Origin of the sequence: Nodosilinea sp. LEGE 07088 (assembly GCF_015207395.1) — a bacterium.
Taxonomy (GTDB): Bacteria; Cyanobacteriota; Cyanobacteriia; order Phormidesmidales; family Phormidesmidaceae; genus Nodosilinea.
Genome location: NZ_JADEWX010000026.1, coordinates 1 through 13360 on the forward strand (window position 1 = coordinate 1; position 13360 = coordinate 13360).

A 13360-nucleotide genomic window follows, 5' to 3' on the forward strand; every position below is an offset into this window, starting at 1 on the left:
TGAAGGCGCAGGGAAACAGCAAAATGCCGGACCAGCCGATAAAGACAAAGCGATCGCGCTTGAGCCAGTCGTCGAGAATGTCAAACCATCCTCGCTGGGCTGGCGCGCGTCCCATTGCTATGGTCATACGCGGATCTCCGTAATTATTTGACAACAAGGTATATACACGGAAGATGATGGCTCTAGCTCTAAACCGACAAGCCGCTAACCGACTAAACGTCAAGCCAACGACGGGCCGATTATGAGTAGTGTTTACTATTCTTTACCGTAGTTATCATTATAGGGGGTATTTTTAGGGAGGTTAGCCCTAAAACCCAGATCATCTTTAGGTTTCAGCGATTTTATTGAGCATTTTTACTCATACCAAGCGACGAATATGCCTAGACAGTTTAGCCCAACTAATCGATTGGGCCGGTTTTCCCAAAGCTGCTAGCAGGTGACATGCCCTACATGTAATAGCCACCCAGGGGGTGCGATCGCGACCGCTTACACTCTATATATATAAGAGCGTGCTTTGCCAAAGCCGCCAGTTCCTCAACCTTACTGGGTAATATTCGACTATGTTCACGATTGAGTTGACCTTAAAGCACACGGCCATGCCCCTCTCGGTGCAGAAAAAAGAGCAGAGCGACGCAGAGGCCACCTATAACTCCGTTGTAGAGGCAATACGCAGCGGCAGCAGTCAACTCGTTGATCTCACCTGTGACCAGCAACCCAACAAGCGCGTCAGCGTTTTAGGTAGTGAACTGGCAGCAGTGCAAATCTTTGAGAAGAGTGGTACTGCTACAGCTTCGGGGCGTCCGCCAGGGTTCTTTGCCCTCAGCAGCGATCAGTAGGTGATGTGATGAGGAGTCAAGATTAGTGCCTGGCGACGCGGCTGCGTTTAACGATTCTGGGGCTATTCAAGTCAGCAACTTGCGGTTTGAATGGCCTTCTGGGCAAACGGTTTTAGAGGACTGCTCGTTGACAGTGCAGTCGGGTGAGTTTTGCATGCTGCTGGGCAACAACGGCAGTGGTAAGTCGACCTTGTTGAAGATTTTAGGGGGTTTACTAAAGCCTCAGCGCGGCAAATGGTCTATTGAACGACCCGTGGGGTTCGTCTTTCAGAATCCCGACCATCAGCTGGTGATGCCCACGGTGGGCGCCGATGTGGCTTTTGGTCTAGTAGATGAACACCTACCCCTAGCGGACATTCGCAACCGGGTCGATGATGCCCTAGCAGCCATTAACCTGCTGGGGCTGAAGCGCCGCCCTATCTACGCCCTCAGCGGTGGACAAAAGCAGCGGGTAGCAATTGCCGGGGCGATCGCCCGCCACTGCAATGTGCTGCTGCTGGATGAGCCAACGGCCCTACTTGACCCCGATAGCCAGATTGACCTAGTCAAACGGGTGAGAGATTTAGTCAAGCTGAGAGGGCTAACCGCGCTATGGGTGACCCATCGTTTGGTGGAGCTGGACTACTGCGATCGCGCTTTTTTGCTGGAGTCAGGTAAAGTTCTAGATGAAGGCGACCCCCATCGCCTTAAGCATCGATTACAAAGTCAGCCCTAGCCCTGGCTCTGCTAACAGCTAGACCACGGTAGCGGCAACAATTGGGTTGGCCACCAGAAACATTGATAGAATGGGGGCCAGACGTTAATTTGTTGAGGTTGTTTATGGCTAAGCGCTCCCCTTTTGACAGTACTCAGGTTATGCGCAGAACTGAAGATTTGATTCGAGCCGCCTCAAACCGATATCGAATTACCGTGCAAGTCGCCAATCGAGCCCAGCGCCGACGGTTCGAAGATTTTGAAAACTACGAAGACCCGAAGATGAAGCCTGTGCTGCGAGCCATCATCGAAATGTCTGATGAGCTCACTCAGCCTGAGATTATCGGCGAGTAATCCATAGGTAACCCAGTCCCAATCCCAACCCTATTGAAGGGGCACTCTGTCTATGGGTGAGAGATTAACTAAAGAAGGTCATGGATGGCGGCTAGGTTGGGACGCCACCGCCCCCCATTATCAAGGGTTATTGGCTGGCAAAGCTTGGGCCATTGAGCTCACGCAAGTAGAATTTCTCACGTTTCGCCGATTAGTGGTGGAGATTAGTGAGACTATGGATGCGATCGCAGCAGACCTGATGGATACAGAACGCATTACCTGCGAGGCCGAGGCTGACTGTCTTTGGTTAGAAGCAGAAGGGTTTCCTGATGCTTACAGTCTGCGATTTATACTCACAACCGGCCGCTGCTGCCAAGGTGAGTGGGATGCCGACGCCACTCAGAAGATAATTCAGGCCATTAGCCACGAAACGGGCTTTTAGCGACCTCTACAGCAAAACCGAGGTTTTTGGAGGGTTTATATAGCTGCATGTATGGAGTATGCTAGGCTGGTTAAGCAAAGTTCAAATGAACGGGGCGTAGCGCAGCTTGGTAGCGCACCACTTTGGGGTAGTGGGGGTCGTGGGTTCAAATCCCGCCGCTCCGATAGACTGAAACCTCGCCATTTGGCGGGGTTTTGGCGTTTCTGGGTACAGGCCCTGATACCCAAATGGGTACAGGAGCTTGCCAGAATTCAACGAAAGAATTAGGCTTTTGGCTATTCGATGGGTACAAATTGGGTACTTAAATCATGGCCAGCACTCCTAAAGGTGACGTTTCAATCGAGAACGTTGATGGCTGGATTCGACTTCGTTGGCGGTACAAAGGCCAGCGAAAGACAATGAGCCTGGGTCTACGCCATGACCCAGTGGGCGATAATACCCTCGGTTTCTCTGCCCTATCCACCTATGTTGAACTACGTGCGATCGCGCCTGCTGCCCTACCTGCGCCATCAGGTTCTCCCTTCTAAACCCGCCCAGCTGCTGATTCAAACCTGGCTCAAGTGGGATCGCGACAACTGCCCTGGCATGGCAGCGGCCCTGTCGTACTATGCCTTGTTCTCGCTGTTTCCGCTGTTGTTGGTGGTGCTTAGCGTGGTCGGTGTGCTGGTTGGCCCCGACAGCGATGCCTTTGCAGCGCTTCAAGGTGTGATTGTGCGCTATCTACCGGCCGAGGTGCACGACTTGATCAAAGAAACGCTGATTGCCCTGAACCAAAACAGCGTCGGGGCAGGTCTGGTGGGGTTTGGCATTCTGCTATTTGCAGCCAGCACCATCTTTGCCATTCTCAAACGATCGGTAAATAAAATCTGGGAGTCGCCCAGCCAGGTGAGCGAAGCGGGGTCGCCGGTCAAAATGGCCACCTTTTTTATTATCAATAAACTATCGGCGTTTTTGCTGGTGCTAGGTACCGCGTTGCTGCTGTTGGTATCGCTGGTCTCGAATATTGTAATTAGGGTGATTCTGGCGCTAGTCGAGACCTTTCAGGAAACCTTCGCATTTTTGAACATTGATCAGGAGGTGCTCAGTCGAGGGCTACAGGCGGGCTGGTCAGTGTTGGCTCTGGGTCTGGCGATCGCCGGATTGTTTAGAATTTTGCCCACGGTCAAACTTTCCTGGCGCGACATCTGGCCGGGGGCCTTGCTCACCACCCTACTGCTAGCGGGGTTACAATGGCTGGTCAGCAACAGCGTGATCACGCTGGGCAGCCGCTTTGTCTCCTACGGGGTGATCGGCAGCGTGATGATTTTGATGCTGTGGATTTTTCTGGCCTGCCAGATTTTCTTTGCGGGCTGCGAGTTTTCGTTTGTGTATGCCCATCTGTTTGGCACCAAGCGGCGGGCAGCACGATTTGGGCAATGAGGTATGGTAGCCTCGCACAGGGGTAGGCTACTTTAGCCCTGATGGACTAGCGCCAGTGGCATCAATGGTTGAGAGACAGGCGGTGCATACATTTTGGACCCAGGGGGAGTCAGCGTTCAATGGCAAAGCTTAGAGTACTTGCGGTGAGTCTGATGGTGGGGATGCTGTCGGCCTGTGCCCTGCAGACCCCGGCCACGAGCCCTGCCCCGGTACAGTCTGCGGTTCAGCGGTTCAGCGATCGCCCCGGCATCACCGTTCTGTCGGCTACCCCAGATAACCCGGTGCAGGGGCAGACGGTTTATGTGCCGGTTTATTCCGAGATTTTTGACTCTGAGGCCGGTCGGGGCTTTCAGCTCACGGTTACCCTCAGCCTGCGCAACACCGATCGCGACCGGCCCATCGTGATTGACAGGCTAGACTACTACAACTCGGGGGGCGATCGCGTCCAGAGCTACCTCGATCAGCCCATTCAGCTGGGGCCCCTGGCCTCCACCGAAATTGTCGTCGATCGCACCAACGTGACCGGGGGGGCCGGAGCCAACTTCATTGTCGAGTGGCGGGCCGCCACCGCCGTCAGCGACCCGGTGATCAAAGCGGTGATGATCAGCACCACATCCCAGCAGGGCGTGTCTTTTGTGAGCCCAGGGCATGTGATCGACGAGCTACCTTCACCATGAGCTTCAGTGTTGTTATCACCCTGATCGGTGTGCTGCTGCTGGCGGGGGTCTTGGCCAGTAAGGTGGCGGCAAAATTTGGTTTGCCGGCCCTGGTGCTGTTTCTGGTGGTGGGCATGCTGGCGGGTTCTGAAGGACCCGGCGGCATCTACTTCAACAACCCTGAGCTGACCGGCGCCGTCGGCGACAGCGCGCTGATTTTGATTTTGTTTGCGGGGGGCCTCGATACCGAGTGGCGGCGGGTACGCCCGGTGCTCGGTATTGGCCTCACCCTATCTACCCTGGGGGTAGCGCTAACGGCGCTCTTGGTGGGCACCTTTGCCTGGCTCATGCTGGGCACCTTTGCCAATTTTGACCTGGGCACCAAGGGCATAACCTGGATTGAGGGCCTACTGGTGGGCACCATTGTGTCGTCCACCGATGCGGCGGCGGTATTCTCGATTCTGCGCTCGAGTGGCCTCAAGCTGCGGGGGGAGCTTCAGCCGCTACTGGAGTTTGAGTCGGGCAGCAACGATCCGATGGCCGTGTTACTCACCACCAACGTGGTGCAGATCTTGACCACAGACCATTTTTCGGTGGCGGCCCTGATGGGGTCGCTGGTACAACAGCTTTTAGTCGGCGGATTGGTGGGCTACGGGGCCGGGCGGGCAATGGTGTGGGTGGTCAACCACATTCGCTTGAAGGTACCCAGTCTCTACCCCATTACCACCTTTGCCCTGCTGCTGATTACCTATGGCCTGACCGACCGGTTGGGGGGCAACGGCTTTTTAGCGGTTTACCTCGCGGGTATGGTGGTGGGCAATCTACCCATCGTCCAGCGAGAGCTAATCCTGAGCTTCCACGATGGTCTCAACTGGCTGATGTCGATCGCGATGTTTTTGGTGCTGGGGCTGCTGGTGTTTCCGTCGCAGCTGCCGAGTATTGCGGCGGTAGGGCTGGCGATCGCGCTATTTCTGATGTTCGTTGCCCGCCCGATCAGCGTGTTTATCTGCCTGGCACCGTTTGCCATGCCCTGGGCCGAAAAGAGTTTTCTGGCCTGGGTGGGGTTGCGGGGGGCGGTGCCCATCGTGCTGGCGACGGTGCCCCTATCGGCGGGCATTGACGGCGGGCAGCAGATCTTTAACGTCGTGTTTTTTACGGTGCTGGTGTCGGTGCTGGTGCAGGGGCTATCGCTGGCCTGGACGGCAACGCGGTTAGGGCTGACGGAAACTGGGGCCTAGGAGACTGCCTAGGTTTGCTGCAGCCAGGGAAGGCTTTTCCTAAGGGCAAACCGCTGCTCCAGCAGCGTTAGCGACTGTAATGTGATTTGAAGGTCAACCAGGTCTTGCGGTGCTATTCCTCCAGGGTGAAATCACGTACTAGGTAGAGGGGCAGGTCGGGCTGGCTGAGAATGTCTATATAGGTCTGATTGAGATAGGGACGGTAGCCCTCGACCTCGGCCAGATAGGTTTTGAAGAAAGCGACGCCCGTGGCTTTGACATACTGCTGGGCCGCCGCTGGATCGGGGCCAATGGCCTGGGGAGGCACCGGCAGAGCCTCTGTATCGGCTTGGGGGTCAAAAATAGTCGAAAAGTGGGTGCCGTTTTCCATCAGCATCAGATAGCGCTCGGGCGCTTCGAGCCAGGTGACCGGTCGAATTTGCTCTGCCAGCGCGGGCGTTACGGAATCGGCGCTGCCGGAGACGACCATGGTCGGGACGGTAATATTCGCCATGCCCGCCGGACCAAACACGGCGCTATCGAGAGGGTTGATGGCGATCGCAGCTTTGACCCGGCTATCTTGCAGCGTCGGCAGCGGCTGGGGCAGCGTCAGCACCGAGCACTGCAGCAGCATCGACAGATTGAGCTGGCTAGAAATCTGCGGCGGACAGTTTTGCTCTAGAGACGCCGGGTCGACGGTGGCTCCGGCTAGGGCCAGGGTGGTATACCCGCCGAGGGATTGCCCCAATACGCCAACGCGATCTAGGTTGATCCGGCTGCCGAGGGCCGGATCTTGGGCGACGGTTTCTAACTGGTCTAGCAGTGTCTGAATCGACGTGGCCCGGCGAATCATCTCGTCGGGCTCAATCGCTTCATCGGTTTGGTCCGTTAGCAGCGCCTCAATCTGGGCCGAGCTGCTGCCCGGGTGCTCTACCACCGCCACCGCCAGGCCGTGGGAGGCTAGATGCTCAGCTAGGTAGGCAAAGGTGGTGCGATCGCCCCCCAACCCGTGGGAGATCACCACCAAGGGCGCATTCTGCCCCGCTGGCAAATAGAGGTCGGTGGGCAGCGTGAGCTGGTTGAGTACCTGCTTTTGCCAGCGGAAAGACCCTAGCTCGGCGGGGTCATCCACAATAGAGACGGCGCCGCTGTCTGGCTCTGCACCAGCAATAGCCTGCTGACGCACCTGAGCCACGGCCTGCTGGGTCTGATTAATTTCGCCCAGTACGGCTCTGGCCACCACCGAGAGTCGTTGCACATCGACCTGCGCTCCCTCGGTGGGAAAATGTTGGAGAATATTGAGCAAATTGAAGCCACCATCGCTGTCTGCAGCCGCCAAGATCAACGCGGCTCGTATGGCGCGATCGCCATTGATCCGACCCGCCGTTTGCACCACTTCGCCCAAACTCTCTAGGATGGCTTCTCCCTGGGGCGTGTAGAGAAACTGGGACACCGTGACCACATCGACATCGGCGCTGAGGGTGAGCCCGTCGCGAAACTGCTGTAGCTGCTGGGGGCTAAGGTAGCGGCCCAAATCTTTTAGCTCGTTGTTGAGCTTGCCTGTGCGGGCGTAGGTTTCCAGGTCTTCGACGGCGATCGACCGCCCCAGGGGGCCAAAGTTAATTAAAATCCGCTCGGTGGCCAAACCCGGTAGCCCCAGCCAAAGCGATGGCAGTAGAGCAGTCCCAACCAAAATGGCCAGGTATTGCAATCGACGGCTGGTCCAAGATTTAATTGTCATCGCGACACCTGAGGCTGACTTACACAGTATGGAGCTTGGCGGGCACGGGAGTCTGCTAGGGGCTGTGATCAATTGACGGTTGATGGCCTGAGCATCAGCGGCTACAGCCCTAGCCTGTTTTTGGGGTCAGCGTAGCAACGCTGATGGAATTAGGATTGGGGCCAGAATTGATGACACGCCCTAGGAGACCGAAGGCTATTGGGCGCTTTCTACCAGTTCAGGCTGCTTCGAAAGGCGGCCGTCTTCCATATAAACAATGCGATCGGCAATGTCGAGAATGCGGTTGTCGTGGGTGACCAGCAGAATGGTACAGCCCTGCTGCTTGGCCAGGTCGTGCATGATGTCGACCACATCGCGGCCCGACTTTTTGTCGAGGGCGGCGGTAGGCTCATCGGCCAGCACAATTTTGGGGCGGCTGACCAGGGCGCGGGCGATCGCCACCCGCTGTTTCTGCCCCCCGGATAGATCGGCCGGATAGTAATTCACCCGATCTTCTAACCCGACCTGGGTCAACATTGCGTTGGCCATGCGATGGCGCTCCGGCTTAGATAAATTGCCATGCACCTCTAGGCCCATCTGCACGTTTTCTAGGGCGGTGAGGCTGCCGTGGAGGTTATGGGCCTGAAAAATATAACCATTGTTGCGCCGAGCGTTGACCAAGTCGTTTTCGCTAGCGCCGGTAATCTCATGGCCGACAACCTTTAGGCTGCCGGTCTGGGCCGATCGCAGGCCGCCAATCAGGGTTAGCAGGGTAGTTTTGCCCGAGCCCGACGGGCCGGTCATGATCACAATCTCCCCGGCAGAAATCTCCAAATTGATATCGAACAGCACCTGCTTTTTGAGGTTGCCTGAACCGAAGTGGTGGTCGAGTTGATGAACCACGATGGAAGGGGAGTGAACCATAGATCAATCGGTTAGAAAGTGGGGGTTAGAAAATGGATAGATGGCGATCGCATCTGTCAGACCGCGCGTTGTGAAGCGAAGCCAATCACTGGCTTTGGTGTTGCCCCAGCCCTAGGCATGGGAGACAAAATACTGCTCTAGCGTCGTCCGCAAAAATTTCAGTTGAAATAGGTTCGCTCTCAGACCCAGGTACGCATCAGGCCGAACCAGATAGGCCGCCACGTCACCTGAGCTGAATTGGGCAAACGGTCTTGCACCACAGCGGAGGAAATGCGCCTGGGATTGCGGTGTGACCAGGTGAACTTTCAGGCAAAATGCCTGCTCTAGCTCATCGGTGAGGGCAGCAATCTCAGCCATTGCAGGGTTTGCGCAAAATAGAAACAAATGATGATAGGCATAGTCGAGGAGCCCATAGCTGGTGAGCGCTTTGCCGGCTTGGTCAAAGGTGAGGTAGGGCCAGCGCTCACCAGGTGCAGGCGCATCTTTGGGCAAATTCTCGGTTTGCCCTTGAATAAAGTAGCCGTCCTCATAGCGAATGCCGGTCTGGGCGACGATCGGAAAGAAGCGCTGCTTCACCCCCGGCAGGTGGGTTATGAGAATAACTAAGGGCGCAAACAGATGGGCTCGGAAGAAACTGGCCCACGGCGTTTGTTCGCTCACCGCTTGAAAGATCCGATCGGTGGTGCTCAGCAGCCTTTGGGCTACTGGATGCCGTTCAGCATGATAAGAGTCGAGGACTGATGCCGGTAGCTCTCCCTTAAGTACGGCCGCCAGCTTCCAGGCTAGGTTATGGGCATCTTGAAGGCCGGTATTCATGCCCTGACCGCCCACTGGGGTATGTACATGGGCTGCATCACCAACGAAAAAGACTCGCCCGACCTTAAACTGCTCCACGCTGCGACTGTGGATACGGTAAGGCGTAAACCAAGCCGGATCGGTGACCTCTAAGCCGACAGGGAAATTTTCCTGGAGTAAGACCTTAAAGTCCTCAACGGTTGGGTCTTCCTGTGCCGAATTCGACGGCAGGGTGCTGATGATCCGAAAGCGATCGCGGGGAGGCAGTGGAAAAAGGGCAATATCGCCGCTGGCATTAAAGTTAAGGGCAATGGTTTCGTTTTGAAAGCCCTGCTCAACGGTGGCGTCCATCACCATGAATCGCTGCTCAACGGTGTTTCCGGTAAAGGCCACCCCGAGGTGCTTACGCACGGTGCTGCTGGCACCATCCGCAGCAATCAGGTAGCTGAACTGCACGACCTCTATGGTTCCATCAGACTGACCTAACGTCGCTTGAAAACCCGCTTCTGTGGGCTCGACCTTCAATAGTTCACAGTTCCACTCAAGCTGATGCCCTCGACTCTGTAGGTGCTGATAGAGCAGCTTTTCCGTATTGCTCTGCTCAAGCATGAGGCCATAGCTATAGCGGGTTTGATCGTGTCCAGCGCTGTAAATATCGATATCGAAGTTGCCGATGGTCGTATAAAGCGTTCCGCCGCGAACCTGACGCCCCTGGGCTAAAAAAGCCTCGACAATACCGATCTGCTCAAAAAGTTCGAGGGAACGGGGCTGAATTACCAGCGCCCTGGAATTTTCTGAGAAGGTCTCTTTTTTATCAATAATGCGAAATGTGATGCCGTGGGCAGCCAGCAAAACAGCCGCCATGAGTCCAGAAGGTCCGCCGCCTACAATTAAGACATCGGTAGTCGTAGTCATCGGGTTCTCCTTGTACAGGTCAGAACAGCAGGGCATTCATAGAGGTTGACAAGCTCGCCCCCGTTTTGAAGCTAGAAAATATCAGCCGGGTCAGCGGCCTGGAGGCGGCGGGTGGCGATCGCCCCCGAGGCTCCACACATGACAAAGGTCAACGCCAGCACCGTAATGGCTCGGCTGGCAGGCATAGCTAGCGGTAGAGCGGTGGCTGCCGCCGTCAGCTGATAGGCCCCCAGGGCAATCACCAAACCGGGCACAAACCCCAGCACTGAGAGAATGATGGCCTCTTCTACCACAATGCCGAGCAGGTAACTATTGCGATAGCCCATGGCCCTGAAGGTGGCGTACTCGCCCAGGTGGCTATTCACATCGGTAGACAATACCTGATAGACAATCACCACACCGACGATGAACCCCATGACCGAACCCAGGCCAAACACAAAGCCAACCGGTGACTCGGACTGAATGTCGTTGAGTTCAAACTCGACATAGCCCTGCTTGGTCAACACCTGCACATCGTCGGGCAGGCGCGCCGCCAAATCGATTCTGGCCTGCTCAGGGTCGGTTCCCGGCTCCAGATTAATGAGCCCCATAGTGACAGCTCCGGCCTCTTGCCTGGGAAATAGCCGTAAAAAACTCTGATCGCTGGTAATCAACGCGCCATCATCGGCAAACGATGCGCCCACAGTGAATAGGCCGGTCACGGTCACGGTGCGCCGGCCTATTTCTGTGGTCACAGTTTCCCCGGCCTTGATCTGGTCGATCATTTCCTGGTAGGTGCCCCGAGAGGCCTGATCAAATAAAACGGTATTGGGCAAGCGAATAGCGTCTAACTGCTGGTTAACTTCAGGTAGGTCAAGGGCAGGGCGATTGGGATTTTGGCCAATGACCAGCATGGAGGTCTTTTGGCGGGTTTCGGGGTTGCGCCACTGTACAGACCCCAGGTAGAGCGGTTCGGCAGAGGCGACACCGGGAATATCTTGGGCCTGCCAGAGCCGTCGCCGGGGAAAGGTGCGCAGCTGGTTGAAGTTTTTTGCCTGGGTGCTCAGGATAACCAGGTCAGCCTGAATGGCGCGGGAATACTGAGTGTTGCTTTTATAGAGGGCATCGGCAAACCCCAGCTGCATGAAGATCAAGATGTCGGCAAAGGTGATACCAGCGATCGCGGTTAGCAGGCGCATGGGGTCATGCTTGAGCTGCTTCAGACCAAGGGGGGTGCGATCGCCCAGATTTTTGAACGTTTTGATCAGGCCAAGCATGGGAGTAGCTCCTGAACTGGTTTTAGATTGGCGATTTTGATTTTTTTTGGGTGGGTGGGTGAGTGAGTTTTAGCAGGCTTGGGGATCAGTTCCACCGGCGGAGGACGTATCTGCAAGAGAAACGCTGAACCTGACCAGAGAGATTACTCAAGTTGAATGGTGGCCGTCACCTGGAGGTCGGTGAGTCCGGCCACGGTTTTACTGGTCGCATCGTCCAGAGCAATGAATACTTCAATCACCTTGGCGTCGATATTGGCGGCGGGGTCTTCGTTGATCACCTGCTGTTGCTGCACTTGGAGGCCAATGCGTTCGACGGTGCCCGTCAGGGTTTGGGCAAACACTGTGGAGGCAATCTCGACCGACTGCCCCAAGGCGATCGCGCCGATGTCGTCTTGGTAGACTTCGGCGACCACCTGCATCTGCTGGGTTTGGCCCAGGGTGGCAATGCCCTCGTCGCCGATTTTTTCGCCAGGGCGAGTGTGAATCTTGAGAATTTGTCCGGCCTGGGGCGATCGCACGGTTGCCTGGGCGAGATTGGCCTCGGCTTCGGCCACGGCGGCGATCGCCGCCTCGACCTCAGCCTCTGACGCCGCCACATCCACGGGCCGCACCTCGGCAATTTGATCGAGTCTGGCCCGGGCCTGATCGATCTGCTGGCGGCTGGTGGTCTGAATCCGCCCCAGGGAGGCCTGGGCTTCCTGGAGCTGCCGTTGGGCGGTGGTGTAGGTAAGCTCACGGGCATCACGCTCCGAGGCCGATACGCCACCGCGCTGATAGAGCGATTCGTAGCGCTCGTACTCGACGCGGGCATTTTCAACTTCGGCCTCCAGACGTGCAACCGTCGCCTGTTGGCTACTCACATCCCCGACTTGGGCCGCTTCTAAGCGCGCGATTTCAGCTTGCTGGGCGGCGATTTCTCCCGATTGAGCCCCCGCGTTGACCCGGGCCAGCTGGGTGCGAGCAATCTGCACCTGCTGTTCGGCCTGCTGGAGGGCGGCTTGGAGGCGATCGCGGTTATCCAAAATTGCAATGATTTGACCGGCCTCAACGCGATCGCCCTCCTGCACCAAGAGCTGCTCTACCCGGTTCTCTTGGGTAGCCGTCGGCGCGATCAGGTTGATCGCCTCGCCCTGGGGCTCCAGCCGTCCCAGGGCGGTCACCGTCGAAACTGCTGGGTCTACCGCCTCAACCTGAGCCTCCTGGATCACGGGAGCCTGCCAGATCTGCCAAACGGCAAACCTGGCTAGCCCCAAAACCACTAAGCCCACCAACATTAGCCATCGACCCGACAATTTGGCTAATGCCACCCGATGATTTGTAATACCTGATGCCATTGGCTACCTCCAGGGAAATTGAAGCACCTCACCTGCAATCATACTAAACCGTCCAGTATTGTCAACTAAACGGTTTAGTAAAGAAAGAATGCACAGAGTCGGATCCCTTGTTATGCTGACAGTTAGCCATTTCAGGACTCCTACCGTGAACGCTTCAAATCGGCCCAAGTCCTTTGCTCTATCCCCTGGCGATATGACACAAAAAGCTGGGGTGATCTTGGCGGGTGCCCTGGAGGTATTCACCACCTATGGCTATACCGCAGCCAGCATGGATCGCATTGCCGCCGGGGCAGGGGTGTCTAAATCAACTCTGTACAGCTACTTTCACGACAAAGAAAGGTTGTTCGTTTCACTGATCCAGTGGCTCACCCAAAACACCAACCAGATCATCTTCGGCCTGCGCACAGATCTTGACCCAGAAACGCCGCCAGATCAGGTTCTTCGCCAAATGGCCAATGCGGTGCTAGCAGAATTTTCTGCCAATCAATCGCTCTTGACGCTGATGCGATTGATGATTGGTGAGTCTGAGCGCTTTCCAGACTTGGCTAAAACCTTCGTTCGCACTGTGCAAAAGCCCCTGCTAGATCATCTCGCGCTCTATTTTGCCTCTCAGCCTCAGTTCAAGTCGCTTGATCCTGCTGTCTCAGCTCGGATCTTTGCTGGCTCATTAGTGCACTATTTGATCATTCAAAATATCCTCCACGGCCGCGATATTGTCCCCCTTGACCCAGACCGCATGATTGATGGGCTCATCTATACGATCATGGCGGCTGGCCAGTCATCACTCGAGGCATAATCGCTAAAGCAATGGCCTACTCTA

13 protein-coding genes, 1 tRNA gene and 1 pseudogene are annotated in these 13360 nt (G+C 56.1%); 9 read left to right on the forward strand and 6 right to left on the reverse strand.

Features of this window, described 5'->3' with window-relative positions:
- Positions 1-127, reverse strand: a pseudogene (locus IQ254_RS08785) (photosystem II D2 protein (photosystem q(a) protein)); the annotation flags it as partial.
- A gap of 433 nt (positions 128-560) precedes the next feature.
- On the opposite strand from IQ254_RS08785, the gene IQ254_RS08790 reads away from it, so the two are divergent.
- The 8 genes from IQ254_RS08790 (at position 561) to IQ254_RS08825 (ending at position 5617) form a co-directional block, all read left to right on the forward strand.
- Positions 561-836 carry a hypothetical protein gene (locus IQ254_RS08790; protein ID WP_193965801.1) on the forward strand — a complete coding sequence of 92 codons (276 nt, stop codon included), beginning with the start codon at positions 561-563 and terminating at the stop codon, positions 834-836.
- A gap of 25 nt (positions 837-861) precedes the next feature.
- Positions 862-1551 carry an energy-coupling factor ABC transporter ATP-binding protein gene (locus IQ254_RS08795; RefSeq protein ID WP_193965802.1) on the forward strand — a complete coding sequence of 230 codons (690 nt, stop codon included), beginning with the start codon at positions 862-864 and terminating at the stop codon, positions 1549-1551.
- Between the two features lie 104 nt (positions 1552-1655).
- On the forward strand, positions 1656-1883 hold the full coding sequence (locus IQ254_RS08800; protein ID WP_073610122.1) for a DNA-directed RNA polymerase subunit omega: 228 nt from the start codon (positions 1656-1658) through the stop codon (positions 1881-1883).
- Between the two features lie 52 nt (positions 1884-1935).
- The gene (locus IQ254_RS08805) at positions 1936-2304 is read left to right on the forward strand and encodes a DUF1818 family protein (protein ID WP_193965803.1); all 369 of its coding nucleotides are present in this window, start codon (positions 1936-1938) and stop codon (positions 2302-2304) included.
- Positions 2305-2394: 90 nt separating this feature from the next.
- A tRNA-Pro gene (locus IQ254_RS08810) sits at positions 2395-2468 on the forward strand.
- 301 nt (positions 2469-2769) lie between these two features.
- The gene (locus IQ254_RS08815) at positions 2770-3723 is read left to right on the forward strand and encodes a YihY/virulence factor BrkB family protein (protein WP_193965846.1); all 954 of its coding nucleotides are present in this window, start codon (positions 2770-2772) and stop codon (positions 3721-3723) included.
- A gap of 119 nt (positions 3724-3842) precedes the next feature.
- The gene (locus IQ254_RS08820; protein WP_193965804.1) at positions 3843-4400 is read left to right on the forward strand and encodes a DUF3124 domain-containing protein; all 558 of its coding nucleotides are present in this window, start codon (positions 3843-3845) and stop codon (positions 4398-4400) included.
- Positions 4397-5617 carry a potassium/proton antiporter gene (locus IQ254_RS08825; RefSeq protein WP_193965805.1) on the forward strand — a complete coding sequence of 407 codons (1221 nt, stop codon included), beginning with the start codon at positions 4397-4399 and terminating at the stop codon, positions 5615-5617. The genes IQ254_RS08820 and IQ254_RS08825 overlap by 4 nt, the downstream gene beginning before the upstream one ends.
- Before the next feature lie 112 nt (positions 5618-5729).
- On the opposite strand, the gene IQ254_RS08830 is transcribed toward IQ254_RS08825, so the two are convergent.
- The 5 genes from IQ254_RS08830 to IQ254_RS08850 all read right to left on the reverse strand — a co-directional run bounded on the left by IQ254_RS08830 (position 5730) and on the right by IQ254_RS08850 (position 12540).
- The gene (locus tag IQ254_RS08830) at positions 5730-7337 is read right to left on the reverse strand and encodes an alpha/beta hydrolase (protein WP_193965806.1); all 1608 of its coding nucleotides are present in this window, start codon (positions 7335-7337) and stop codon (positions 5730-5732) included.
- Positions 7338-7532: 195 nt separating this feature from the next.
- Entirely contained in the window at positions 7533-8240 is a 708-nt protein-coding gene (locus tag IQ254_RS08835; protein WP_193965807.1) for a DevA family ABC transporter ATP-binding protein, read from the reverse strand.
- 111 nt (positions 8241-8351) lie between these two features.
- On the reverse strand, positions 8352-9950 hold the full coding sequence (locus IQ254_RS08840; protein ID WP_193965808.1) for an FAD-dependent monooxygenase: 1599 nt from the start codon (positions 9948-9950) through the stop codon (positions 8352-8354).
- Positions 9951-10021: 71 nt separating this feature from the next.
- Positions 10022-11206: an ABC transporter permease DevC gene (devC, locus tag IQ254_RS08845; protein WP_193965809.1), complete on the reverse strand. Its 1185-nt coding sequence runs from the start codon at positions 11204-11206 to the stop codon at positions 10022-10024.
- Between the two features lie 143 nt (positions 11207-11349).
- Positions 11350-12540: an HlyD family efflux transporter periplasmic adaptor subunit gene (locus IQ254_RS08850; RefSeq protein ID WP_193965810.1), complete on the reverse strand. Its 1191-nt coding sequence runs from the start codon at positions 12538-12540 to the stop codon at positions 11350-11352.
- Between the two features lie 145 nt (positions 12541-12685).
- Between IQ254_RS08850 and IQ254_RS08855 the strand changes: the two genes are divergently transcribed.
- Positions 12686-13336: a TetR/AcrR family transcriptional regulator gene (locus IQ254_RS08855; RefSeq protein WP_313887407.1), complete on the forward strand. Its 651-nt coding sequence runs from the start codon at positions 12686-12688 to the stop codon at positions 13334-13336.
- Positions 13337-13360: the final 24 nt, after the last annotated feature.

What these genes read in the sequence shown, in the direction of transcription:
- IQ254_RS08790 (WP_193965801.1), top strand. Translation starts at nt 561, where the DNA reads ATGTTCACGATTGAGTTGACCTTAAAGCACACGGCCATGCCCCTCTCG.
- IQ254_RS08800 (WP_073610122.1), top strand. Translation starts at nt 1,656, where the DNA reads ATGGCTAAGCGCTCCCCTTTTGACAGTACTCAGGTTATGCGCAGAACT.
- IQ254_RS08805 (WP_193965803.1), top strand. Translation starts at nt 1,936, where the DNA reads ATGGGTGAGAGATTAACTAAAGAAGGTCATGGATGGCGGCTAGGTTGG.
- IQ254_RS08815 (WP_193965846.1), top strand. Translation starts at nt 2,770, where the DNA reads ATGTTGAACTACGTGCGATCGCGCCTGCTGCCCTACCTGCGCCATCAG.
- IQ254_RS08820 (WP_193965804.1), top strand. Translation starts at nt 3,843, where the DNA reads ATGGCAAAGCTTAGAGTACTTGCGGTGAGTCTGATGGTGGGGATGCTG.
- IQ254_RS08825 (WP_193965805.1), top strand. Translation starts at nt 4,397, where the DNA reads ATGAGCTTCAGTGTTGTTATCACCCTGATCGGTGTGCTGCTGCTGGCG.
- IQ254_RS08830 (WP_193965806.1), bottom strand. Translation starts at nt 7,337, where the DNA reads ATGACAATTAAATCTTGGACCAGCCGTCGATTGCAATACCTGGCCATT.
- IQ254_RS08835 (WP_193965807.1), bottom strand. Translation starts at nt 8,240, where the DNA reads ATGGTTCACTCCCCTTCCATCGTGGTTCATCAACTCGACCACCACTTC.
- IQ254_RS08840 (WP_193965808.1), bottom strand. Translation starts at nt 9,950, where the DNA reads ATGACTACGACTACCGATGTCTTAATTGTAGGCGGCGGACCTTCTGGA.
- devC (WP_193965809.1), bottom strand. Translation starts at nt 11,206, where the DNA reads ATGCTTGGCCTGATCAAAACGTTCAAAAATCTGGGCGATCGCACCCCC.
- IQ254_RS08850 (WP_193965810.1), bottom strand. Translation starts at nt 12,540, where the DNA reads ATGGCATCAGGTATTACAAATCATCGGGTGGCATTAGCCAAATTGTCG.